The sequence below is a fragment of the Mesorhizobium sp. BR1-1-2 genome, from assembly GCF_020165435.1.
Taxonomy (GTDB): Bacteria; Pseudomonadota; Alphaproteobacteria; order Rhizobiales; family Rhizobiaceae; genus Mesorhizobium.
Window position 1 is genome coordinate 1 of record NZ_JAIUID010000023.1, and the last position, 23,898, is coordinate 23,898.

The 23,898-nt window shown below is 64.0% G+C and carries 22 protein-coding genes and 2 pseudogenes; 12 read left to right on the forward strand and 12 right to left on the reverse strand.

Annotated features, from left to right (window positions below):
- Positions 1-2,666 (reverse strand): annotated as a pseudogene (locus LB551_RS28300) (kinesin); the annotation flags it as partial.
- Positions 2,667-2,939: 273 nt separating this feature from the next.
- Here LB551_RS28300 and LB551_RS28305 point away from each other — a divergent pair.
- The 3 genes from LB551_RS28305 to LB551_RS28315 all read left to right on the forward strand — a co-directional run bounded on the left by LB551_RS28305 (position 2,940) and on the right by LB551_RS28315 (position 5,095).
- Positions 2,940-3,308 (forward strand): Hpt domain-containing protein, encoded by a 369-nt coding sequence (locus LB551_RS28305; protein ID WP_140548187.1) that lies wholly within the window; start codon positions 2,940-2,942, stop codon positions 3,306-3,308.
- A gap of 98 nt (positions 3,309-3,406) precedes the next feature.
- Positions 3,407-3,727 (forward strand): 2Fe-2S iron-sulfur cluster-binding protein, encoded by a 321-nt coding sequence (locus LB551_RS28310; RefSeq protein WP_137931040.1) that lies wholly within the window; start codon positions 3,407-3,409, stop codon positions 3,725-3,727.
- Positions 3,728-4,060: 333 nt separating this feature from the next.
- On the forward strand, positions 4,061-5,095 hold the full coding sequence (locus LB551_RS28315; RefSeq protein ID WP_224661256.1) for an NAD(P)/FAD-dependent oxidoreductase: 1,035 nt from the start codon (positions 4,061-4,063) through the stop codon (positions 5,093-5,095).
- Positions 5,096-5,106: 11 nt separating this feature from the next.
- Here the strand turns inward: LB551_RS28315 and LB551_RS28320 are convergent, their stop codons facing one another.
- Together LB551_RS28320 and LB551_RS28325 are read right to left on the reverse strand one after the other, a co-directional pair.
- Entirely contained in the window at positions 5,107-6,582 is a 1,476-nt protein-coding gene (locus LB551_RS28320) for an MDR family MFS transporter (RefSeq protein WP_224661257.1), read from the reverse strand.
- Positions 6,583-6,818: 236 nt separating this feature from the next.
- Complete coding sequence (locus tag LB551_RS28325; protein WP_224661258.1) at positions 6,819-7,436, reverse strand: DUF922 domain-containing Zn-dependent protease; 618 nt, start codon at positions 7,434-7,436, stop codon at positions 6,819-6,821.
- Positions 7,437-7,555: 119 nt separating this feature from the next.
- Between LB551_RS28325 and folP the strand changes: the two genes are divergently transcribed.
- Genes folP through folK form a run of 3 tightly spaced genes read left to right on the forward strand, consistent with a single transcriptional unit; the run spans position 7,556 to position 9,281 of the window.
- A complete protein-coding gene (gene folP, locus LB551_RS28330; RefSeq protein ID WP_224661259.1) occupies positions 7,556-8,407 on the forward strand; it encodes a dihydropteroate synthase in 852 nt (283 codons plus the stop codon).
- Positions 8,408-8,410: 3 nt separating this feature from the next.
- Complete coding sequence (gene folB, locus LB551_RS28335) at positions 8,411-8,770, forward strand: dihydroneopterin aldolase (RefSeq protein WP_140498905.1); 360 nt, start codon at positions 8,411-8,413, stop codon at positions 8,768-8,770.
- A complete protein-coding gene (folK, locus tag LB551_RS28340; protein WP_224661260.1) occupies positions 8,754-9,281 on the forward strand; it encodes a 2-amino-4-hydroxy-6-hydroxymethyldihydropteridine diphosphokinase in 528 nt (175 codons plus the stop codon). The genes folB and folK overlap by 17 nt, the downstream gene beginning before the upstream one ends.
- On the opposite strand, the gene LB551_RS28345 is transcribed toward folK, so the two are convergent.
- On the reverse strand, positions 9,273-9,818 hold the full coding sequence (locus tag LB551_RS28345) for a DUF924 family protein (protein ID WP_140548199.1): 546 nt from the start codon (positions 9,816-9,818) through the stop codon (positions 9,273-9,275). The two genes, folK and LB551_RS28345, sit on opposite strands and share 9 nt — an antisense overlap.
- A gap of 9 nt (positions 9,819-9,827) precedes the next feature.
- A complete protein-coding gene (locus tag LB551_RS28350; protein ID WP_224661261.1) occupies positions 9,828-11,666 on the reverse strand; it encodes a monovalent cation:proton antiporter-2 (CPA2) family protein in 1,839 nt (612 codons plus the stop codon).
- Positions 11,667-11,930: 264 nt separating this feature from the next.
- On the opposite strand from LB551_RS28350, the gene LB551_RS28355 reads away from it, so the two are divergent.
- On the forward strand, positions 11,931-12,197 hold the full coding sequence (locus LB551_RS28355; protein WP_140547541.1) for a hypothetical protein: 267 nt from the start codon (positions 11,931-11,933) through the stop codon (positions 12,195-12,197).
- A gap of 83 nt (positions 12,198-12,280) precedes the next feature.
- Here the strand turns inward: LB551_RS28355 and LB551_RS28360 are convergent, their stop codons facing one another.
- The 4 genes from LB551_RS28360 to LB551_RS28375 form a co-directional block, all read right to left on the reverse strand.
- Positions 12,281-12,832: a hypothetical protein gene (locus tag LB551_RS28360; protein WP_140498896.1), complete on the reverse strand. Its 552-nt coding sequence runs from the start codon at positions 12,830-12,832 to the stop codon at positions 12,281-12,283.
- A 90-nt stretch (positions 12,833-12,922) separates the two neighbouring features.
- Positions 12,923-14,044 (reverse strand): YcjF family protein, encoded by a 1,122-nt coding sequence (locus LB551_RS28365; protein ID WP_224661262.1) that lies wholly within the window; start codon positions 14,042-14,044, stop codon positions 12,923-12,925.
- Entirely contained in the window at positions 14,041-15,519 is a 1,479-nt protein-coding gene (locus LB551_RS28370) for a YcjX family protein (RefSeq protein WP_224661263.1), read from the reverse strand. Before LB551_RS28370 ends, LB551_RS28365 begins: the two co-directional genes overlap by 4 nt.
- Before the next feature lie 62 nt (positions 15,520-15,581).
- Entirely contained in the window at positions 15,582-16,085 is a 504-nt protein-coding gene (locus LB551_RS28375) for a SixA phosphatase family protein (RefSeq protein ID WP_224661264.1), read from the reverse strand.
- Positions 16,086-16,356: 271 nt separating this feature from the next.
- On the opposite strand from LB551_RS28375, the gene dksA reads away from it, so the two are divergent.
- Complete coding sequence (gene dksA, locus LB551_RS28380) at positions 16,357-16,773, forward strand: RNA polymerase-binding protein DksA (protein WP_140498888.1); 417 nt, start codon at positions 16,357-16,359, stop codon at positions 16,771-16,773.
- A gap of 127 nt (positions 16,774-16,900) precedes the next feature.
- Here the strand turns inward: dksA and LB551_RS28385 are convergent, their stop codons facing one another.
- Positions 16,901-17,638, reverse strand: a complete 738-nt coding sequence (locus tag LB551_RS28385) for a flagellar biosynthetic protein FliO (protein WP_224661265.1) — start codon at positions 17,636-17,638, stop codon at positions 16,901-16,903.
- A gap of 245 nt (positions 17,639-17,883) precedes the next feature.
- Here LB551_RS28385 and cckA point away from each other — a divergent pair, with 245 nt between their 5' ends.
- Positions 17,884-20,460 carry a cell cycle histidine kinase CckA gene (gene cckA, locus LB551_RS28390; RefSeq protein ID WP_224661266.1) on the forward strand — a complete coding sequence of 859 codons (2,577 nt, stop codon included), beginning with the start codon at positions 17,884-17,886 and terminating at the stop codon, positions 20,458-20,460.
- Positions 20,461-20,515: 55 nt separating this feature from the next.
- Here the strand turns inward: cckA and LB551_RS28395 are convergent, their stop codons facing one another.
- The gene (locus LB551_RS28395; RefSeq protein ID WP_140548213.1) at positions 20,516-21,142 is read right to left on the reverse strand and encodes a TetR/AcrR family transcriptional regulator; all 627 of its coding nucleotides are present in this window, start codon (positions 21,140-21,142) and stop codon (positions 20,516-20,518) included.
- Between the two features lie 50 nt (positions 21,143-21,192).
- On the opposite strand from LB551_RS28395, the gene LB551_RS28400 reads away from it, so the two are divergent.
- From LB551_RS28400 to LB551_RS28410, 3 genes and pseudogenes are all read left to right on the forward strand, one after another.
- Positions 21,193-22,035 (forward strand): oxidoreductase, encoded by an 843-nt coding sequence (locus LB551_RS28400; protein ID WP_224661267.1) that lies wholly within the window; start codon positions 21,193-21,195, stop codon positions 22,033-22,035.
- Positions 22,036-22,167: 132 nt separating this feature from the next.
- Positions 22,168-22,326 (forward strand): annotated as a pseudogene (locus LB551_RS28405) (transposase); the annotation flags it as partial.
- 159 nt (positions 22,327-22,485) lie between these two features.
- Positions 22,486-23,208 carry a DeoD-type purine-nucleoside phosphorylase gene (locus LB551_RS28410; protein WP_224661268.1) on the forward strand — a complete coding sequence of 241 codons (723 nt, stop codon included), beginning with the start codon at positions 22,486-22,488 and terminating at the stop codon, positions 23,206-23,208.
- A gap of 49 nt (positions 23,209-23,257) precedes the next feature.
- On the opposite strand, the gene LB551_RS28415 is transcribed toward LB551_RS28410, so the two are convergent.
- Positions 23,258-23,656 (reverse strand): hypothetical protein, encoded by a 399-nt coding sequence (locus tag LB551_RS28415; RefSeq protein WP_140548219.1) that lies wholly within the window; start codon positions 23,654-23,656, stop codon positions 23,258-23,260.
- Positions 23,657-23,898: the final 242 nt, after the last annotated feature.

Below are 23,898 nucleotides of genomic sequence, written 5' to 3' on the forward strand. Positions count from 1 at the left end.
TTCTCGACCTGGCCGGCGACAAGGCCGTCGATGCTCGAGCGGCTTTCGGCCAGCTTGGCGAGATCGTCCTCAAGCGCTTTCGACAAGGTCGAACGGTCCTGGACCAGCTTGTTCATGTGGTCGGCAATGACGCTGTTCACATTCTGCAAGTCGGCCTCGAGAACCCGCGACAACTGCCCACGGTCCTCGGCCAGCCTTTCGGACTGGCTCGATATGACACCCTTGATCGCGTTGAGGTCGGATTCCAGCGCCCGCCTGAGAATATCGCGGCCTTCGGCCAGTTTCTCGACCTGACCGGCGACCAGACCGTCGATGCTCGAGCGGCTCTCGGCGAGCTTGGCAAGGTCGGCTTCAAGGGTCTGCGACAGCAGGCTGCGATCTTCGGCCAGGCGGCCCGAATGATCTTCGATCAGCCCGCGTATGCTGGATAGATCGTCCTCCAGCGAACGGCCAAGCTGCGAACGGTCTTCCGCCAGTTTCGCCGAATGCGCCTCGATGAGGTCCTTGATGCCGGCGATGTCGTTCTCCAGCGCCTTGGCGAGTACCGCGCGGCCCTCGGCGATCTTCTCGACCTGACCGGCGACAAGGCCATCGATGTCGGCGCGCGTGTCCACGAGCTTGCCGAGGTCGGCTTCGAGCGCTCGCGAGAGAATGCTGCGGCCCTCGGCCAGTTTGCCAACATGTCCAGCAACCATTTCGTCAATGATTGTACGGGCTTGAACCAACTTTCCGGAGTCTTCGTTGAGAGCCTGGGAGAGCCGGTTGCGACCTTCTTCCAGCCTTTCGAGGTGGCTGCCGAGCGAAGCGTCGATGGCAGCGCGCGATTCGTTGACCTTGCGCAGGTCTTCTTCGAGAGCGCGCGCGATCAGGCTGCGGCCCTCGGCCAGCTTCTGCACCTGGTCGGTCACCGCGGCATCGATACCGGCACGGCTCTCGGCGAACTTGGCCAGGTCGGCCTGCATCGCGGCCGCCATGCGCTCGCGGCTCTCGGAAAGGCTGCGGCTGTGATTTTCGACCGCTTCCTCTATGCCCACGCGGGCATCGGCAAGCCGCTGGATATCGGCATCGAACGAGCGCGAGACGACGTGGCGCGCCGCTTCCATGCGTCCGGCGAAATCGCTGGCGCGCGCTTCGAGCATGGATGAGGTCGAGGTGACGATATCGGCCATGTCGGCGCCGATCTGGGTCTTGCCCTGGTCGATCATCGCCGTCAGCGTGTCCTTGCTCTCGGCGAAGGTGTGGGCGATTTCGCGCGCACGTTCGACCAGCGTTTCGTTGATCTGCCGGGCGCGGGCTTCGAGCGCTGCGTTGAGCTTCTGCGTGCCGGTGTCGAGGGCCTCGGCACGGGTCTGGAACTCGCTGATCAGCGCTTGGCCGCGCTCGGCGAGTGTGCGCTCGATGCCGTTGAGGCTGGCCTCGAATTCCGAATTGAGTGTGCGCGCGGCGCCCCCAAGCAACGACACCATGCCGTTGGTTCGATCGTCGAGCAGGTCGGTCAGCGACCGGGTCAGGCCGTCTGTCGTGTCCGTCAGCTTGGCGATGCGCGTGTCGAGCAGGCTGGCGAAAGCCTCGCCGGAAGTCGAAAGCTTGTCGGTTATGGTGTCGAGCCGGCCTTCCACCGAATCGAAGATCGACAGCGAGCTTTCGTTGATGCGGTCGATAAGCGTGTCGCCGGAATTGGTGATGGTCATCGACAGTTTGGTCGATGCATTGAGAATGCTGTCGCGGATGAGGTCGCTGGCAGCGCCGATTTCGTCCTTGAGCGTGTCGTGCGCGCCGGCGATCGAGGCGCGAACCCGCTCCGCATGGCTGACAACCGCCTCGCGCTCGCTGCCGAGCCCGTCGACGAGCGAGCGGATGCGGGTTTCGTTTTCCGAATAGGAGCGCTCGATCTGGTTGACCTCGCTGTGGACCAGCGTTTCCAGTTCGACGGCGCGGGCCAGCGTGCGTTCGATGCCTTCGCCCATGGCGGCCACCTCGCGGCGGACGGCCTGGCCGATCATCATGACGCGATCCTGGGCCATGTTTTCCGGCTCGGTGAGGCGGAAGGCCACTTCCGTCATCGACTGGGCGGCGATGCGCATGTCCTGGGCGCGGCGAATCATGGCGGCGAAGGCCCAGAACAGGATGACCGGCACGATGGCCGCGACAGCAAGGCCGATCAGCTCGGGACGGGCAAAGAACTGGTCGAGCGTGCGGATCCTCCAGATGCTCGGCCCGAAGAGGAGGTTCGCCAATCCGCCCGCGCCGGCGATCCAGGCCAGCGACACGAAGGCGATAACCCAGTAGATCGTGTTCGAGGCGCGCCGGTTGAGGCTGTGCAGAAGCGTCTTATAGTCCTTCTGGCGATCGTCATTGGCCGGCGAGAAGCCGGCGGGCTGACCGCCATTGCGTGTTTCGACGGGGCGCAGTTCGGCGGGTCTGGTCTTTGGCGCGGGATTCGCGGCCTGGGCTTGGTTCACGACGGGTGCCTGCGTCTGATTGCGTCCCTCGCGCGCCAATTCGTCGGCGGCCTGGGATATCTGCGCTTCCAGATCTTCCATCGAGGCCGCGATATCGAGGTCGCCGCTGCCGGTGTCGCCGCCGAGGTCGAGATCGAGTGCCTTCTCGAGTTCCCTGGCCACATCATTGTCCAGAGATCTGGTCGTCGTTGTTTTCTTCGCCATGCCTTCGCTACCCTGTACTAGCTGCCGCGGGCTTATGATTCTGGTTGTCGCACCCACGCGCAGGAGGCTGAAAATGGACCCCTCGTATCGTAATGACACAGGGGGGTAAAGAAAACATGCATTCCGCGGGATACGTAAAACTTTAAATATAAGGTTAACGGAAGCGTGATTCCGACGCCGCTTTCGCAACATTTTTCCCGGCCATTCATTAACCCGTTGTCCATTGGATTCGCCTAGTTTTTTCAGGCGGCCGAAGAAGCGGAGTACGAGTTCATGCGTGGCGAAAGCGGCATTGCCTTCTCAATGCCCGGGGGCGATGTATCGGGAACGAGGCGGTCCCGACCGGTCGATTTGGCACACCTTGCGCGGCAGACGATGGGCGACCGCAGCCTCGAACAGGAGGTGCTGGCGCTCTTTGTACAACAGGCGCTGTCGGTGCGCGACAGGATAGTCGATGCAGACATCAAGGACCGGCTGCTCCTGGCGCACGGCCTGAAGGGCTCGGCGCGCGGCGTCGGAGCCTTCGCCATTGCCGATTGCGCCACCGAGATAGAACGGCAGCCGGAAGACAGCCAGACGCTTACGCGACTGGGCAAGCTGATCGACGAAGTGCGCGATTTCATCGCCGCCATCAACCGCTAGACCGGTTTGCGGAAAAACGTCACCGTGCGGCGCTTTCTCGCCGCAGTTGACTTGTGTGCCCGAGTGATTATCTCGGCGGAAACTCCCTCAGGTGACAAATGACCAAACTGACCTTCATTGCCCATGACGGCACACATTTCGACGTGGATGCCGAGAACGGCTCGACGGTCATGGAAAACGCCATCCGCAATGCCGTGCCGGGTATCGAAGCGGAGTGCGGCGGCGCCTGCGCCTGTGCAACCTGCCATGTCTATGTCGACGAGGCCTGGACGGCGGAAGTCGGCGAGCCGGAAGCGATGGAAGAGGACATGCTGGACTTCGCCTACGACGTCCAGCCGAATTCGCGGCTGTCGTGCCAGATCAAGGTGCGCGACGCGCTCGACGGACTGGTGGTTCGGGTGCCCGAGCGCCAAGGCTAAAAGCCGATTTTGCCCGAGGCAATGAATCCGGTAGGGGGCTCCTTAGGGGCCTTCGCCGGCTGTTGATGGCGCCTTGAATGGAAAACCCGCCTGTGCGGCGGGCCCTGGCGCAACTCAACACCATAACCGAATATCTACCATAGCTGCCTTCACCCAGTCAAGAAAAAATTCCTATCGTGAGAAGCTGCCTGCCGTGAAAAGCTGGCGGGGCTGCCGGACTTGCGGTCGTCAAGCCTTGTAGCCCGAGTTCGGAGCCTGATTTTTGCCGCTACCGCTTGGCAGCAAGCCGGTGGTCATGCAGTCTCACGCCAATCCAGCAGCGAGGCGCGCATCATGACCGGCATCACCAGGACAGACGTACTCATTGTCGGGGCAGGGCCGGTCGGCCTGTTCGCCGTGTTCGAGCTCGGCCTGTTCGACATGAAGTGCCACCTGATCGACATTCTCGACCGGCCCGGCGGCCAATGCGCGGAACTCTATCCGGAAAAGCCGATCTATGACATTCCCGGCTGGCCTTCGATCTCGGCGCAAGGCCTGGTCGACAAGCTGCTCGAGCAGATCGCGCCGTTCAAGCCCGATTTCACCTACAATCGCATGGTCTCCAGCCTGGAGAGACTGGAGGACGGCGGCTTTCGCGTCACCACCGACGAGAATGAGGTGTTCGAGGCCAAGGTGGTGGTGATCGCCGCCGGCGGCGGCTCCTTCCAGCCAAAACGCCCGCCCATCCCGGGCATCGAGCCCTATGAGGGCAAGAGCGTCTTCTATTCGGTGCGCCGGATGGAAGATTTTCGCGGCCACGACCTCGTTATCGTTGGCGGCGGCGATTCGGCGCTGGACTGGACGCTCAATTTACAGCCTGTGGCAAAAAGCGTGACGCTGGTCCACCGGCGCCCGGAGTTCCGCGCCGCGCCCGACAGCGTCAACAAGATGTACGCCATGCAGGAGATGAAGCAGCTGGATTTCCAGGTCGGGCAAGTGACCGGCTTGACCGGCGCCGACGGCCAATTGTCGTCCGCCCTGATCAAGGGGCCGGAGGGCGACATCGAAGTTCCTTGCTCGCGGATGCTGCCCTTCTTCGGCCTGACCATGAAGCTCGGACCGATCGCGGAGTGGGGGATCAACCTTCACGAGAACCTGATTCCGGTCGACACCGAGAAGTTCCAGACGTCGGTCCCGGGCATCTTCGCGGTCGGCGACATCAATTGGTATCCAGGCAAGCTGAAGCTGATCCTGTCGGGCTTTCACGAGGTCGCGCTGATGGCGCAGGCCGCCAAGCGTATCGTCAGCCCGGGCGAACGCATCGTTTTCCAGTACACGACCTCCTCCTCCAGCCTGCAGAAGAAGCTCGGCGTGGTGGAGGCCTCCTGACGCGTATTGCTTCAGTCCGCCAGCACGGGGGCCTCGGGATGGCCGCGCAGCGGTTTTTCCGGCATCAGGCTTAGCGTCAGCAGCGCCATGATCAACATCACCACGGCGGCGAGGAAGATCAGCCCGAAGGCGGCAGCTTCAGCACCGGCGCCGGTCGCCTGCGCGCCTTCGCCCGCCAGCGGCAGCCCATTGCCCAGTGCGACCGCACCGAGGATCGCAACGCCGAGCGCGCTGCCCAGCGAGCGCAGGAACGTCAGCACGCCGGTGGCGACGCCGAGGTGCCTGGGGTCGACGGCGTTCTGAACAGACACCGTGGCCACTGGAAAGGTGGTTCCGCTGCCCAGCCCGACGCACGTCGTCAGGATCTCGACAACCAGCAGCGAGGCGTGCCCCGCCACCAGGCTGAGAACGCCGAGGCATAGAACGGCGAAGCCCAATCCGACCATGGCGATCCGCTTGTAATGGACGAAACGCGGAATGGTGCGCCCGCTGAATGTCGCGCCCGCCACCGTGCCGAGCATCAGCCCCAGGAGGGCGGTTCCGGATTCGCTCGCCGACAGGCCGATGACGGACTGGAGATAGACCGGCAGGTAGACAGACAGGCCGATATTGGCCGCCTGCAGAAGGAACATGGAGAGCGTGCCGGCAAGGACGATCGGGTTGCTCAGTACCTCGAGCGAAATCAGCGGCTCGGTTGCGCGCAGCAGGCGCAGCGCAAAGGCGCCCCACAAGATCAAGGAACCGGCGACCAGCCCGAGGATCGCCGTCGAGAGCCAGGGATATTCGCTGCCACCCCAGTTCAGCGCCAGAAGCAGCAGGGCCGTGGCGGCGACGAGAAGCAGCGCGCCGAGCCCGTCTATGCGGTGCTGTCTTGCCGCGACCGGAAGCTTGCGCAGTGGCTTGTTGATGATGGCCATGGCCACGATGCCGAGCGGAATGTTGATCCAGAAGATCAGCGACCAATGGAGATGTTCGGCGAACGTGCCGCCGAGCAACGGCCCGGCGATGCTGGCGACCGCCCAGGTGCCCGAGATCCAGGCCGCGTAGCGTGCCCGTTCGCGTGGCGGCACGAGGTCGCCGATGACGGTCTGCGCCAGGGCGAAAAGCCCGCCGCCGCCGGCGCCCTGGATCGCGCGGCCGATCACCAGCACGAACATGTTGGGCGCCATGGCGCTGACCAGCGAGCCGGCGAGGAAGATGAGGATCGCGCCGTACACGGTCGGCCGGCGGCCGTAGACGTCGGAGATCTTGCCGTAGAGCGGCGCCATGGCGGTTGCGGTCAGGAGATATCCGGTCACGATCCAGGGCAGGTACTCGGCGTGGCCGAGCGCTCGCGCGATGGTCGGCATGGCCGGCGCCACAATGGTCTGGTCAAGTGCTGCCAGCAGCATCGACAGGAGAACGCCGCCGATAATGGCGTTCTTTTCGCTTTCCGTCAGCGGCGCGCTCGCGGCCGCCACGGCCTGCTTGTCGACAGCCTGGTCCATAGTCCTTCGTCCATATGCTTGCGCGCCGTCCGGTGCATCGGCTGGGCTTGCCGGGTTGCATGCGCGGCGCGATCGGTCGTGATGCTCGTGATTGAAAGGTCGTGCCCTTGCCAACCCTTGATATGTCGTCCCGTATAGGCCGATTTCGACCGTTGCCCGAAAATTTTTCGAAGCTGGCACTACGCTTCGGCCCGGTTGGCTCGCATCGCCGCCTTAGGCGACATGCATCAGGACATTCAGGTCGGCGGCAACCGGCCGTTCCCGATGCGCTCGACGCGATAACGCAGGAGCCGCAGGATGCGGCTTTCGAAATTGATGCTTTCGACACGATCGAACTGCACCTGGGCACGGTCGTGTCTGGCCAGAATGGCGGCGGTGATCTGGGCGGCCTTGGCCTTCGCCGCATCGCAGTCCTTCTGCGGGTATGCGGCTTTCAGCGCGTCTTCCAGTTCGCGGGCGTGATTCTTGGCGATCTCGACATGGCGTTCCTCATGGCGCTTGATATCGGCCGACAGCGTGTCCCAGAACAGCCGCACATCCGCGTCGGCCTTGCGCGGACGGCGCCATTCGGGAAGGATGACCTTGACCTTGACGGTCACGGCGGCGTCGGCGATCCGGCAGGAGCCGGACTGCCCGGCATAGCTGATGCGCGTGGTGAAGGCCATCTGCGTGGCGCCGGGATGCCGCGAGCCCGTGCTCTTCACCTGCGGACCGCGTTTGGAAAGCTGTGCCTCGATGTCTTCCAGCGTCCTGCCGCCAACGGCGAAGTAGCTATATGTCTTGACGAGATTGGCCGCACCCGCCGGAACGGCGGTGGCGGCAAGCAGCAATGCGCAAAGCAGGGTTCGTGTCATCAGGTTGCCTCTCGACCTACCTTGCTTTACGGCCATTGCCGGCGCAACGGAATTGATATGGTGCGGATCACACATGGTTGATGAGCCACACGGTTGATGAGCCCCATGGTTGATGAGCAATGACGGCGAGGCGATGGCAGTTGGCGCACGGACGTCATCTCGACCTTGGCGACAAGGCCGTGGTGGTCGGCATTCTCAATGTCACGCCCGACAGTTTTTCCGACGGCGGTCTGTTCGATGCCGCCGAAACCGCGCTGGTCCAGGCGCACCGCATGCTGGGCGAAGGCGCTCTGGTCGTCGATGTCGGCGGTGAATCGACCAGGCCGGGCGCATCCGCGATCACGGCAGGCGAGGAGCAGGCGCGCATCCTGCCGGTGATCGAGGCGCTGGCGGGTTCCGGCGAAGTGCTGATTTCGGTCGACACCTATCGCGCCGAGACCGCGCGGCTGGCCGTCGCGGCCGGGGCGCATATCGTCAACGACGTCTGGGGCTTGCAGCGCGAGCCGGACATTGCGCGTGTCGCAGCCGAAACCGGCGCGGGGCTCATCATCATGCATACCGGGCGGGATCGCCGGAAACTGCCCGACGTCATCGCGGACCAGTTCGCGTTCCTCGAAAAATCACTGGAAATCGCCCGCCGGTACGGCATCGCCGACGATCATATCGTTCTCGATGCCGGCTTCGGCTTCGCCAAGGAGACCGCCGAGGATAACCTCGACCTGATGGCGCGGTTTTCCGAGCTCAACGCCCTCGGATTTCCGCTGATGGCCGGAACCTCGCGAAAACGCTTCATCGGCACCGTCACGGGCCGCGATGCCGCCGAAAGAGGGGCCGGGACTGCGGCAACGAGCGTCATACTGAGATTGAAGGGCGCCGACCTGTTTCGCGTCCACGATGTCGCAATCAACGTGGACGCGCTGGCCGTGGCGGATGCTATGCTGGCGCGCGAAACCGCTGCTTCGGAACGCTGAACCATGTATGTCATCCGCCTGAAGAACTGCGCCTTCTTTGCCCGGCACGGCGTGCTGGACGAGGAGGAGGCGCTCGGCCAGCGCTTCTATGTCGACGCCTCGCTCACCGTGGAGCCCGGGCGCGCGCTGGTCGATGATGCCATCGGGGAAACCGTCAATTACGGCGTTGCCTTCACGGTGATCGAGGAGATCATCACCGGACACAGGCGCTTCCTGATCGAGGCGCTGGCCCTGGAAGTCGCAAAAGCCCTGACAGAACGCTTCCCGCAGATCAGGAAAGCCGAAATCACGGTCCGCAAGCCGAATGCGCCGGTGCCCGGCGTGCTCGATTACGTCGAGGTGACCGTTGTCTGGCCGCAGTAACACCGTCTATCTCAGCCTTGGCGGCAATCTCGGCGATCCGGCAAGTTCGATGGCGGCGGCGCTGCGCCTGCTCGACGCCGATCCCGCCACTCGCGTGGCCTCGGTGTCCTCGCTCTACCGCACGCCGCCCTGGGGCAAGCTCGACCAGCCCGACTTCCTGAATGCCGCCGCGGAACTCTCGACCCGGCTCTCGCCGCGAGCATTGCTCGACCTGTGCCTCGATGCCGAGCGCAAGCTCAAACGCGTGCGCGAGGAGCGCTGGGGGCCGCGCCTGATCGATATCGACATCCTGGTTTTCGGCGACCGCATCATCCACGAAACCGGCCTGGAAGTGCCGCATCCGCGCATGCTTGAACGTGCCTTCGTGCTGGCGCCGCTGGCCGAGATCGCGCCCGATCTTGCCGTAAGCGGGCGAAGCGTCTCGGAGCGGCTGGCCGCCGTCGATGCGGCCGGCATCGAACGCCTGCCGTCGGGCCGCGACTGGTGGCTGGCTAGAGCAGGGTCAGCCTGAGAACCCGCCATCGTCCAGAAAGGCTTTTTCCTCCGGCGTGGTTTCGCGGCCGAGCATCTTGTTGCGGTGCGGAAAACGGCCGAAGCGCCGGATGATGTCGAGGTGTTCCTCGGCGTATTTGAGGTAGTCCGGCGCATTGGCCGCGGTGAGTTCGACCGACCGTTCCTGGTCGGCGAGCAATTCCGAATGTTCGAACGGCAGATACAGGAACACCCGCAGCTCCGGTTCGAGCGCCAGGTCCTGGCCGGCCGCTACCGCTTTTCGGGCGAAATGCTTCGCCAGCGGGTCGGTGGCGTACATGTGGCCGGTGCCGCGAAAGCAGTTGCGCGGAAACTGATCGAGCAGGATCATCAACGCCAGCGAGCCTTCGGCATGCTCCGACCAGTCGTCGCATTCGCGCCGTGCAGCCGCGTAGTGCAGCTCAAGAAAGCGATTGCGGAAATCGCCGTCGAAAACATCGCTTTTTTCGAACCATGCGTCCGCTCCGGCATCACGCCAGAATCTGGTTACCGACAGGGCTCTGCTGTCCAAATCCATGCTTTTCTCCTATCGATCCGCCGGCTCGGACTTGTGCAGAACGCCGGCCGTTTCCTCGTTGAGCGCCTGGCCGGGACGGCGCGGCGTGGAGAGCGGCGTCGGGATCGGCGTGCCGATATTGCCCTTCAGGAAGCGCTGTCCGGAGCGGATGCCTTCGGCGAGTTGCGTCTCGAAGCGGGCGGTGTCGCGGCGGCGGACGTCCTCTACCACCTCGGCGACGTCTTCCGGGTCGACGCCAAGGGCCTCCAGCGTCGAACCGCCAAAAACCAGCGCCGATTCGAATGTTTCACGCAGCTGGTAGTCGACGCCGGTACGGATGAGCTGTAGCGCGGTGCCTCGGTCAAAGGCGCGCGCCAGCACGGTGAGCAAGGGAAACTCGGCTTTGACGAGCTCGGCAATGCGCACGGCTGCATCGGGTTTGTCGACGCAGATGAGCACGGCGCGTGCACGCCCGGCACCGGCGGCGTGCAGGATGTCCAGCCGCGTGCCGTCGCCGTAATAGACCTTGAAGCCGAAATCGGCCGCCGCCTGGATCATCTCGACATCGTTGTCGATGATCGACACGTCGATGCCGCGCAGCAGCAATGGCTGGCTGGCGATCTGGCCGAAGCGGCCGAATCCGATGATCAGCACGCTGCCGGTCAGCCCTTCGGCGACGTCGACGCCATCCAGCGACAGCTCGTCGCGCGGCGTCAGATACCGCAACGCGACGATCGCCAGCGGCGTCAGCACCATGGAGATGATGACGATGGCCGTCAGCGTCGCGTTGGCCTGGCCGTCGATGATGCCGACGGAAGCGGCAGCCGAATAGAGGACGAAGGCGAATTCGCCGCCTTGCGCCATGAAGACGGCGCGTTCCAGCGCCTCGCGATGGCCCGACTTCAGGATGCGGGCGACGATGTAGATGCCGAGCGCCTTCATGACCATGTAGGCAACGACATAGACGGCGATCAGCCGCCAGTTCTGAACCACCACATGCAGATCGAGCGACATGCCCACGGCGAGAAAGAACAGGCCGAGCAGGATGCCGCGAAACGGTTCGATGTCGGCTTCGAGCTGGTGGCGGAAGGTCGATTCGGACAGCAGCACGCCGGCCAGGAACGCGCCCATCGCCATCGACAGGCCGCTGAGCTGCATGGCAAGCGCGGATCCGAGAACGACCAGAAGGGCGGCCGCCGTCATCACCTCGCGGGCGCGGGCATCCGCCAGGATGCGGAAGAAAGGGTTGAGCAGAAAGCGTCCGGCCAGCACCAGGCCGATGATCGCGGCAAGGCCGATGCCGACCTCGGCCAGCCGCTCCGACAGGCCGGTGTCGGTGCCCCCTGGCGCCAGGAACGCGATCAGGGCCAGCAGCGGCACGATGGCCAGATCCTCCAGCAGCAGGATGGAGACGATGCGCTGGCCCTTGGGCGAGGCGATTTCGCCGCGCTCTTCCAGAAGCTGCATGACGATCGCCGTCGAGGTCAGCACGAAGCCGGCTCCGGCGACGAAGGATTGCGCGATGGAAAAGCCCCCGGCTATTCCCACACCGGTCAGCAAGACCGCGCAGACCCCGACCTGAAGCGCGCCCAGGCCGAAGATCTCGCGTCGCAAGCCCCAGAGCCGCGACGGCTGCATCTCCAGCCCGATAATGAACAGGAACATGACGACGCCGAGCTCGGCGACGTGGAGGATGGCTCCCGATTCGGAAAACACACCGATGCCGAACGGGCCGATCACCACGCCCGCGGCCAGATAGCCGAGAATCGAGCCCAGGCCCATACGCTTGAAGATGGGAACGGCGACAACACCAGCGGCGAGCAGCGCCACCACCTGAACAAGCTCGCTGCCCGCTGCCTCTGCCGCCATTTCCCGCCATTCCGCTCGTTTGAGGACCGCAGCCTGTGCGGTCGGGTCAAGACGCCTCGATCGGGCGCCAGTGTCCCAAGGATAGGGGCTTCGGTGAGCATGTAACAGCCCGAATCCCGCCGGCGGGTAATGTTGCAGGCACGTTACGCAAGTTGAGCGCGAGACCGCGTTGCATCCGGCTGCAATCGGAGGTTAAGCACGCTCGGCTTCGGCCAGTGGAGGGTGTGACGATCAAGTCGCGCCCTTTTTGAGGAGATGACTGACATGAAGAAGTTTTTGCTTGTTGCCGTCGGCCTGGCGGTGCTTGCCGGTTCGGCTTGCTCCAAGGCGCCTGAGTGCACTGCCGAGGTCGCGACCAAGAAGGCGCAGGACATGGCCGCCGCGCTGCAGGAGGCGGTTACCAAGGATCCGTCCAAGGCGGCCGATCTGACGGCCAAGGTGCAAGAGGTGACGACCAAATATCAGGGCACCACGACCCTGGCCGACGCCTGCAAGGCCTATGACGAGGTGACGGCGGCGATCAAGGGCTGATCGTCCTCGACGTCTTCAAAGGAGGCTGCGGCGATGGGCCGCCGCCTCTTTTTCGTGGTTGGTTACAGGCGGTTGATACCCGCTCAGTTCGGCGCGATGGAGCCGACTTCGATCGCGTCGACCCGCTTCAGGCTCATGCCGATCACCGGCACCAGCTGGTCCGCGACGCGGACGGCAACTGTCACCGTCATCGAATTGTCGTCGGGGATGCGGGCCTGCATGACGCCGCGCAGCTGGTTGCGGTTGATGGTGAACACCACCTTGCGGGCGTCGACCACATTGCCGCCGATGATATCGAGGCCGGCACCGGCCGCGCCGCCCATGAAGGAGCCCTTATAATCGCGACCCTTGCGCTCGATCTTGGCCGACATCGGCTGGGTGAACATGCCGACCCGGCAGCCGCCGTCGAGCGTCATGCCCATCTTGCCGTCGGGCGTCGAGCCGGTGAAGCTGCAATTGAACTTCGTGCCCTTGTATTTGCCGGCGACGATCTCGCCCGGGCCCACCCATTTGCCTTCGGCGGACCGGAAGAACTGCTTGTCCGGCTCCGCCGCGGACGCCTGTGCGGCAATGCCGGCGACAGTGGTGATCGCGACCGCCAGGGGCAACAGGCTGGACAGAATTACGCTTTTCATCGACGACACCCGGCAACAAAGAGGCTGTTTTGGAACCAGTGCGACCATGAACAAGATTGGTTAATGCTTCGTCACTGCCAGGGTCGTCGTTCACTTGCCAGGCGGGGTGTTCTCCCTTTCCTTCCTGCTTGCGAACGATGTCAGCGCGGAGAGGAAATCGCCCAGTCCCGGCCGTTTTGCCGTACTGAAGGGCAGGGGGCGCGCCGTCTCCATCGCGGCGATGCCGATGCGCGCCGTCATCATGCCGTTGACGACGCCTTCGCCGAGCTTGGCCGAGAGGCGCGCGGCCAGGCCGTGGCCGACGATCTGCTGGACGAAACTGTCGCCGACGGCGATCGAACCGGTGACCGCCAGATGCGCCAGCACGCTGCGCGCCAGGCGAAAGAAACCCAGCGTTCCCGGCCGCCCGCCGTAGAGTTCCGAAAGGCGCCGGATGAGGCGCCCGGCCTCGAACACGACATAGGCCACGTCCACGAGGGCACGGGGACTGACGGCCGTCACCAGCGACACGCGTTTGGCGGCTTCCAGGATCATGATCTTGGCCCTGGCGTCGAGAGGACCCAGGATCTCCGCTTCAGCGAGACGCACCAGATTGGCGCCATCAATGATCTCGTCGCGCAGATCGGCCAGCGCGCGCCTGCCGGCAGCCGTTTCGGGTTTGGCTGCGACGAACGCCGACAGTTCGTCGACCACCAATCGCGCCGCCTTGGGATCGTCGCGCGCAATCGCATCGAGCGCACGCTTCTGCAGCTTTTCGACCTCGGCAAGCCGGGCGATCGCCAGGAACTCGCGAATCAGGATCACCACCAGCGCCAGCAGGGCGATGGCCGCCATCCCGGCGGCCAGCCAACCCAGCCACTCGGCGCGCGCGAACAGATCGCGAATGAGCCGATCGGTCCACAGGCCGACGGCCAGCGAAACCAGCACCCCGAACGCGCCGAAGAAGATGGAGCCAAGCAATGAACGTTCCCTGCGAGCGACCGCCGGCGGCGGTTCGGCGGCAACGATGTCCGGCTCGTCGAACACGTCGATCTCCGACGGGATGACCAGCGCGACATCGCTCTTCACCGCGCGGGGCTTGCGCTGTGTGTCGGTCTGGACACGGCGCGCCTCCGGCGCCCCGGCCTGGGCACGGCGTGTCTGCGCCGCGTCCTGCTGCGATGTGGCCTCCGGTTCGATGCGGAATGCCGCCGGCTTGCGGGGCGCGGTCATGCCAGATGGTCTCCAATCAGGAACTGCAAGGCACGGTCGAGCCGGATATGCGGCAGCGACAGCGTGACGCCCTCGGCCGTGCGCTCGAGTTTTGGCGGGCGAAAACGCACGAAGCGGATTGCCGGGTCGGTATTGTCCTGCCTGTGAGCTCCCTCGGGGGCTTCGAAGACGGCATCAATTTTCTCCGGTAAATCACCGGGAAATATGGCTGTTTCAGCTTTCCCGTCAAAGGTGTCGCCATTGATCGTCTCGCCCGCGAGCGGTGTGCCGATGATGACCGGCAATGTCTCGCGGCCCTGTTTGACGGTGCCTTCCCGTGTTGCGCGCACCGCCGCCATGGCGACGACGTCGACGCCGGCGCCGGTGAAATTCGCCCGCGCCACGGCGCGGTCTGCCAGCCGCCGCACGATCGCCTGCAAGCGGTCATGGCTGTCGTGATGCAGGTGATCGGCCTTGGTGGCGGCGATCAGGATACGATCGATGCGCCGCGAGAAAAGATCGGTGAGGAAGCTCCCGCGTCCAGGACGGAAACAGGCCAGGATCTCGGTCACCGCGCGCTCCAGGTCGGCCATGGCTCCGGGGCCGGCGTTCAGCGCCTGCATGGCGTCGATCAGCACGATCTGGCGGTCGAGCCGGGTGATGTGTTCGCGGAAGAACGGTTTGACGACGTGGGTCTTGTAGGCCTCGTAGCGCCTTTCCATCATGGCGTGCAGCGAGCCGCTGCGCGGGCGCTTGTCGCCCAGGCCGGCCAGAGGCGCGAAGGTCAATGCGGGCGAGCCTTCGAGATCGCCAGGCATCAGGAAACGGCCCGGCGGCAAGGTCGAAAGCGCCCGCTCGTCGAGCTTGCAGGCTTTGAGATAGGCTGCGAAATCCTCGGCCAGGCGGCGCGCCGTCATCTCTTCGGCATCGGCGTTCGGGTCGATCTCGGCCGATAGCGCCCGCCAGGCCCGGGACAGGTCCTCGCGTACCGGCAACGCAGCCATTTCAAAGGCTTCGCGCGAAAAATCGGCGAAGGATTTGGCGAGCAGTGGCAGGTCGAGCAGCCATTCGCCGGGATAGTCGACGATGTCGACCGACAGTTTTCCGGAGGAAAACATCCTGTTCCAGCCGGAGGCCGATTCATATTCGATGGTCAGCCGCAATTCGGAGATGGCGCGTGTCGAATCGGGCCAGACCCGGTCGTTCACCAAGGCGGCGATATGGTCCTCGTACTGAAATCGCGGCACCGCGTCGTCGGGCTGCTCTTCGAGGAAAGCGCGCGCGATGCGCCCGGATTTCTGCGCCTCGAACAGCGGCAGGCGCCCGCCGTGAATAAGGTTGTGGACCAGGGCCGAGATGAAAACCGTCTTGCCCGCCCTGGAAAGCCCCGTGACGCCCAGCCGCAGCGACGGCGAAAAAAGCCCGCTGGCGCGGCCCGAAAGCGTGTCGAGGGCAATTCTCGCCTCGTCGGTGAAAGTGGTCAGCGATGATGCCAAAATTGTTTCTCGAGGCTGCGACAGGTCCGATATAGGCGTTGCCGTGCTGGTTTGGAATGGCGTCAGAGGTCGGCCGGCGTCAGGAATGCCTCGAGATAGCCGGCACCCTGGGCGGCCGCGGCAAGGTCGCCGCTGAAGCGCACGACCGCCAGGCCCGAGGTCGGGAAACCATAATTGAGCATGGCGCGGGCGCTTTCCTCGCCATCGCCGGACACCGCCATGGCGAGATCCTCCATCATCGGATTGTGGCCGACGAGCAGCATCGAACCCACCCCACCATTGTCCCGGATGAGGCTGAGGTACGCGGCCGCGTCCTCGCCATAGAGCGCGTCGACGAACAGAACCCGGCCGGTGTCGGCCCGACCGGCCACGCCTTCCAGCGTCTCCTTCGCGCGCCGGGCTGTGGAGCAAAGCGTCAGATCGGGTACATAGGCGCGCGACCGCATGGCGATGCCCATCGCCTCGGCATCAGCGCGGCCGGACGCATCGAGCGGGCGATCGAAATCACGCATGCCGGGCAGCGCCCATCCGGCCCTGGCGTGCCTCAACAGATAAAGCCTGCTCACCCAACCTCCACCGTGCCAACAGCCCGAACCGTGCCGTGATTAGCCACAAGAACGGCGCGGCGCACAATGGCAGTCGTTTTTCGGACATGACGAATCATCAGCCGGCGGCCGCCAGTTCCAAGGATTCAGTGCCTAAGACCAGCCCGAATCACCCCAATCGCGCTCATCGAGGCAGATTAACAATTGCGTGAATCGGTAATCGATTGCGCTTGTGCAGGCGTTTGACCGCGAATATATAGGCGCCAAATTTGGGGCTGTTTGGGTGAGTCGAATGAACGATGCCGTTACCGCCGATTACGTACCCTCCGAAGACGAGCCGTTCATGAACGAGCGGCAGAAATCCTACTTCCGCTCAAAGCTCGTCACCTGGAAGAATGACATATTGCGCGAAGCGCGCGAAACTCTCGAAATCCTGCAGCAGGAAAACGCCAATCATCCCGATCTAGCCGACCGCGCCTCTTCGGAAACCGACCGCGCCATCGAACTCCGGGCGCGTGACCGCCAGCGGAAACTCATCGCAAAGATCGATTCGGCCTTACAGCGGATCGAGGAAGGCACTTACGGCTATTGCGAGGAGACCGGCGAACCGATCGCGCTGAAGCGGCTGGATGCTCGCCCGATCGCAACCTTGTCGATCGAAGCGCAGGAGCGGCACGAGCGCCGTGAGAAGGTCTATCGCGACGACTAGTCTGCGGTCTGCATTCAAGAAGATTTCAGCGATATCGCTGTCGAAATGGCCGGTTTTCCGGCCATTTCTTTTTCAGACCCGGGTGATGCGCTCAAACCCCGATCGGTTTTTCGGGCCGGGCGCAAGCTCATCTTTTCTGGCTGGAGAGTTCGCCCAGAAGCCTGGTCATCTCATCGTCGAGCGACGGCGGTGTTTTTGCCACCGGCTTATTCGCCGGGCTGCTCGAGCGGGGCTGGTCGAGCGAAACCTCGAGTTCCTTCATCAGCGTTTCGTCGATGCTTTCCTGCCCCGGTGGTGGTGAAGCCGGAGGCGGGGCATGCCGGACGGCATTGGCGTTTGCGGAGCCGTAGGAAGGCAGCGGCATGACATTGGTCGGCTGATAGCCCTGCGCAGCAGCCGGCTTCGGCGGCTCCGGAGCGCGCTGACGGGCGGGCGGCGTTGCGTTCACCGGCTGCGGAGCAGGTGCCTGTCTCGCCGGCGCCGGGGTGGGCTGAGGCGGACGCGGCTTTGCCACCGCGACAGGCTGCTGCGAGCCGCCATCTCCGGTCAGCGCGGGACGGCGTGGCGCAGAAAGGCGGATGTCACGCTCGACGACGACATCGGTCGGGCCGCCGATCAAAAGCAGATGCTCGATGTCGTCGCGGCGCACCAGCACCAGGCGGCGATGGCTGTCGACGGCGGTGGCGTCCATGACCGCAAGCCGCGTCTTGCGGTTCCGGCCGCCCGCGACAAAGGTGCCGAAGGTCAGGTTGCGGACGAGTTTGACGATGATGAGGACGATGACCAGCAGGACCAGCGCCGCGAAGGTCCACAGCAGTGCCGCTACATAGCCGGGGCCCGCTACGCTATCCAGCCATTGCAGCATTGGTTCCCCCTGATCGGTTTGGAAGTGACGCGACACTAGACCGTTGCGGCAGGCTACCGCAAGTTGCCTTTCACGCTTCATGAACAGCTTGAAACACAGGAGGGCCGGCCGACATCATTTTTATCTGACATTTGCGGCGCGGGCCTTTTCGCGACCAGGAGAATATGATTCAACCCGACAGGGGCGGGCGTCGGCACATATTTGCGGCGAGTATCGGAACACCGGACTTCAAGAGCAGGGGGCACATGGCCAAGGAAGCGCGCGGCGATTTCTATCCGGTACCGATCGTCGATCAGAACACGCGGCCCGGCGCCGTCACCCGGCTCGTCATCTTCATTGCCGTCCTGACGGGGGCCGCGATCGTTTTCGGCCTGTTCCGCGAGCGGCTCGGCGACCCTTTCCTGCTGGGGATGCTCGGCGTGCTGGCGATGATCGGCGTCGGCTTCCTGTTCGCCACGGCAATCGGCTTCGTGCAGATCACGCCGCGCTCGACGGGCGACGAACTGTCGAAGGCATTCGTCGATTCGATGTCGCAGGGCCTTCTGGTGACGGACACCAAGGGCCGCGTGGTCTATGCCAACCGCGCCTATGCCGATATGACCGGAGCCTCTTCCGCGGCCGACCTGAAGACGGTCGAAGGGCTGCTTTCGGATGTTCCGGAAGCTTCGGTCACCATCTACCGACTGGCCTCCGGCCTGCGTGACGGCCAGCCGGGCGACGGCGAGTTTCGGCTCGCGCAGTCGATCAAGCCCGGCGCTGAGCCCGGCGCGCGCTGGTATCGCGCCCGCGCCCGCACCTTCAGCGTGCCGGGCCAGCGGCTGCCGATGCTCGCCTGGCAACTTGCCGATATTTCGCAGGAACGCGCCGAGCAGGAGCGTTTCTTCCTGGACCTGCAGAAGGCGATCGATCATCTCGACCACGCGCCCGCCGGCTTCTTTTCCGCCGACCAGGAAGGCCGCGTCACCTACATCAACGCCACGCTCGCCGAATGGCTGGGTATCGACCTTGCCAGCTTCACGCCCGGCGCCGTCTCCCTGCCGGAGATCGTCGCCGGCGACGGCATGGCGCTGGTGCGCTCGGTCAAGGCCGACCCCGGCACGACGCGCAACGCGGTCATCGATCTCGACCTCACGACGATGACGGGCGAGGCGCTGCCGGTGCGCTTCATGCATCGCGTTTCAGCCAGCCGCGAAGGTCTCAACGGTCCGACGCGCACGATCGTGCTCAACCGCACGCAAGGCGAGGACGCCTCGGCGGACCTGCGCGCCTCGGAAGTGCGCTTTACCCGCTTCTTCAATTCGACGCCGATGGCAATCGCCGGCGTCGACGCCAGCGGGCGCATCCTGCGCACCAATGCGCCGTTCCTTTCGCTGTTTTCATCGGTCGTCGACCGGGACGCCGTCGACCGCCGCATGCGGCTCGACACGGTCATCCACGAACGTGACCGCCCGGCCTTTGCCGCGGCCTTCGAAAAGGCAAGGCAGCGGCAGGCCGATATCGAGCCGATCGACACGCTCCTCCCCGGCAACGAGGAGCGCCACATCCGTTTCTACGTCAATGCGGTCGCCGACGGCACAGGCGGCGAGGGGGCCGAGGAGTCGGCCATCGTCTACGCCGTCGAGACGACGGAGCAGAAGGCGCTTGAAGGGCAGATGGCGCAAAGCCAGAAGATGCAGGCGGTCGGCCAGCTTGCCGGCGGCATCGCGCACGACTTCAACAATGTGCTGACCGCCATCATCATGGCGTCTGACCTGCTTCTGACCAACCATCGGCCGTCGGACCCATCCTTCCCCGACATCATGAACATCAAGCAGAATGCCAACCGGGCAGCCTCGCTGGTGCGGCAGTTGCTGGCGTTTTCGCGCAAGCAGACGCTGCGGCCGGAAGTGCTGAACCTCACCGACGTGCTCGCCGATCTCAGGATGTTGCTCGCCCGTCTGGTCGGCAACGACATTAAGCTGAAGATCGACCACGGTCGCGATCTTTGGCCGGTCAAGGTCGATATCGGCCAGTTCGAGCAGGTGGTGGTCAACCTGGCGGTCAACGCGCGCGATGCAATGCCGGCGGGCGGCGACCTCACGGTGCGCACCCGCAATGTGACCGCCGAGGAGTGCAAGACCTTCCCCTACCGCGAACTCACTCCGGCAGACTATGTGGTGGCCGAGGTCGAAGACACCGGCAGCGGCATCGCGCCCGACGTGCTGAAGAAGATATTCGAACCGTTCTTCACCACCAAGGAGGTCGGCAAGGGCACCGGCCTTGGCCTGTCCATGGTCTACGGCATCATCAAGCAGACCGGCGGCTTTATCTTCTGCGATTCCGAGGTCGGCAAGGGTTCGGTCTTCCGCATTTTCCTGCCGCGCCACATCGCCGAGGCGAAGAAGGCAGACGAATCCGGGGAAGCACCGGCAGCGGTGCCTGCCAAGTCGGCCGAGACAGGCAAGGATTTGTCGGGGTCGGCCACTGTGCTGCTGGTCGAGGACGAGGATGCGGTGCGCATGGGCGGCATGCGGGCACTGACCTCGCGCGGCTATACCGTGCACGAGGCGTCCTCCGGGGTCGAGGCGCTGGAAGTGTTCGAAGCGCTCGGCGGCAAGGTCGACATCGTGGTTTCGGATGTGGTGATGCCGGAGATGGACGGGCCGACGCTGCTCGGCGAGCTGCGCAAGCGCCAGCCGGACATCAAATTCGTCTTCGTGTCCGGCTATGCCGAGGATGCTTTCGCCAGGAACCTGCCGGCGGACGCGCATTTCGGATTCCTGCCGAAACCGTTTTCGCTCAAGCAGTTGGCGACGATCGTCAAGGACATGCTGGAGTCTTAAGCCGTGAACCCATAAGTCGCGAATGGCCGAGATTGGTGGTTCCCCGGAGGGCAGCTTAGGAGGCGGAATCGCCGAATAGCGGCCGTTCAGCAAATCCGAGCAGCAAGGTTTTTGCGATCTCTCGCGCCTTCGAGGCAAGCGCCTCATCCGGCAGTTCGCCGGCGGTCCAGAACGACAGAACCCCACGAAAGGCAAATGCGAGCTGCTCCGGCAAACTGCGCAGCGCCTCCTGCCTGCTGGCCGCGACCAAGCCTTCGCCCGCTCCAAGGGCCAGCGACCACAAGGTTGCGGAGTGCGCCAGGACCTTTCCGGGGGACGGGCCGGCCGTGCCGATCCACCCCATCACGGCCCGGTTTATCTCCGGCTCCTCCAGCATCACCTCGACCGCCGTATCGATGGCCAACAGCACGCGGCCGGCGGCATCGGCAGGCGGTGACATCCCGGCAAAGCGCTGGGCCATCGTATCGATCCGCCGCCGCGAAAGGGCGTGCATGATCGCGGCCTTGCTCCCGAACTGATTGAACGGCGTCGCGAAACTGACGCCGGCTTCGGTGGCGAGGTCGCGCATCGAGAAATCGGCCTTACCCTGTCGGAGCAGTCGCTCCGCCGCATCGATCACACGCTGGCGAAGCGGCTCACCCCGCGTGGCGGTCGGAGCGACCTTGGTCTTGTTCGGTGTCATGCTGCTATCTATATCATGATATAGTTTCAATCATAGCCTGGAGTTGAATCATGACTTCCACCCCTAAGACATTCCTTATAACCGGTGTAAGCTCCGGGCTGGGGCGAGCATTTGCAAGAGGCGCGCTTGAAGCGGGCCATCGGGTGATCGGCACCGTGCGGCGGGAGGCCGACGCCGAGATCTTCGCCGCGCTCGCGCCCGATCGCGCCCACCCGCTCTTGCTGGACATGACCGATTTCGAGACGGTCCCGACGGCTGTCACCGCGGCCGAACGGCAGGCGGGTCCAATCGACGTGCTGGTGAATAACGCCGGTTACGGCCATGAGGGCGTGCTGGAGGAGTCCTCCATGGACGATCTCCAGCGCCAGTTCGCCGCCAACGTCTTCGGGCCGGTCGCGATGATCAAGGCGGTGCTGCCGGGCATGCGCGAGCGGCGTTGCGGCCATATCATCAACGTCACGTCCATGGGCGGCTTCATCACCATGCCCGGGATCGCCTTCTATTGCGGAAGCAAATTCGCGCTCGAAGGCATTTCCGAAGCGCTCGGCAAGGAAGTGGCAGGCTTTGGAATTCGGGTGACGGCGCTCGCTCCCGGCCAATTCCGCACGGATTGGGCAGGACGCTCGATGGATCGCACGCCGCGCTGCATTGCCGACTATGACGCGGTCATGGACCCGGTGCGCGCCGCGCGACAGGCCAAGAGCGGCAACCAACCGGGCAATCCGGCCAAGGCCGCGCAGGCGTTGCTCGTGCTGGTCGATGCTGCGAACCCCCCGGTACGGCTGTTCCTGGGCGACGACGCGCTGGGGCTGGTCGACCAGAAGCTCGACGCGATGCGGGACGAAATCAGCGCGTGGGAGGAGCTTTCGCGCTCAACCGGCTTCGTATCATGAGCGCTTCGAATGCGTCGGCTGATGAAGACGCGCCGCGCGTCTTCATCAGCCTGCAATTGGGGCGGCTCGGCCTGACCGGCGGCCGAACATCCCGCCGAAAGCAACCAAGTGAAGCCTTGCTTCAGCAAGCGGCTCTATCGCGAGCGCAACCTGATCGAGCGGTTCTTCTCTGAGCTGAAGCACTTCCGGCGTGTCGCCACCCGCTACGACAAGCTCGCCGCCAACTTCCTCGCCATGGTCCAGCTCGCCTCGATGCGGCTGTGGCTCCGTGCTTATGAGTCTACGTCCTAGAACAGTTCAGCTTTGATGGAGTCGCCGACCGCTTTAACTCTTTGTTTTCGTGATATTGTCGCCCTGAAACGAAGTTTCCGTGTATTAGCGTTCCCGAATGCCTCTTGCGCAATACTGCGACAAGGCCATGATTGTGGATGAAACGGCAGGGACGAGCTGTTGACGCCACATATCGAAGCCAGCAAGGGTGACTACGCCGACATTGTGCTGTTGCCGGGCGACCCCCAGCGCGCCGAATGGATGGCCATGACATTCCTGGAGGCCCCACGCTGCATCAACCGCCGACGCGGTGCCCTTGGCTTCACTGGCCAGTTTCGTGGTCAGCCGATCAGCATCCAGGCGACAGGCATCGGCGGGTCTTCCTTTCTGATCTATGCGCATGAGCTGCTTGACGGCTACGGCGTGCGGACTTTGATCCGTACCGGCACCTGCGGCGGGCTGACCGCTGACGTAAAACTGCGCAGCCTCGTCATCTCGCAATCGGTGCGGCCCGAAAGCGCCCGAAGCGGTCAAGTTTTCGGCCTCTATGACGCTGCTGCCGGGCCGGACCCGGCGCTGTTTGCTCGCGCATTGGCGAAGGCGGCCGAACTCGGCATCGACCATCGTGCCGGGCTGACGGCATGCAGCGACGTCTTCCACCATCCGGAGGGACGCGCCCGTTTTGCAGATGCGCAGGCAGCCGGCGCGCTTGCCGTGGACATGGAGACCAGTGCGCTTTATCGGATCTCCAGGCATTTCGGCGCCCGTGCGCTATCGATCTGCACGGTGGTCGACAATATCGACAGCGGCGAACAGACCCAATATGCAGAGCGCCAGGATCTTTTTGCCGACATGACGCGGCTGGCGTTGGAAATCGCCGCCGCCGAGCGGCCCGGTGCGTGACAGGCCCGCCGAGCCGTTCCAATTCCTGGTGCAATTCCGAACGGACATTTCAGTCCTTCGTGCAGGTCGAGGCGGTGAAGGCGCCGTCGGGCTGTCTCATGATGATGTCGAATGAGGGCGGGCCCTGACCATCCAGAGTCGCCTGAGTGAGCGACAACGAGTTGCCGCCGGCGGTGTAGCCGCCGAGCGGTCCCAGCCAGGAGATGACCCCGTTTGCGTCCATCTGGTAATTGTAGCCCTGCTGGGCCGTCCCGAAGGTGACTGGGCCGGTATAGACATTTCCCTTGATGGTGATGTCGCCGAGGTTGAGGAACATGCCGAGCAGGTAGACCTCGCAATGATAAATGCCGTCGGGCATCTTGCCGTCGCTGAAGTCGGCTCGCGCCGCCCCGGTCGCCGCCGCCAGAAACAATAGGCCGGTAGAGATGCGTGAAATTCCGGATGCCATGACGTCGCTCGGTTGAGGAGCGAACTTGCCCCATTTGTGTGCCGTGCCGCAATATTGTCGCGTGCTGCCCTCTTGCGGAGATCAAAATCTAGGCATTTGGAAAAATTGGACGAAAATTAGGCAAAACCCGTGTGCGCTGCGCAAATTTCTCTCAACCAATTTTTAACCGGCCCTCACGATTTCTCTAAGTACGATATGTCAACCCACTGATAATATTGAGCATTAACTTCTCCCGCGAGACC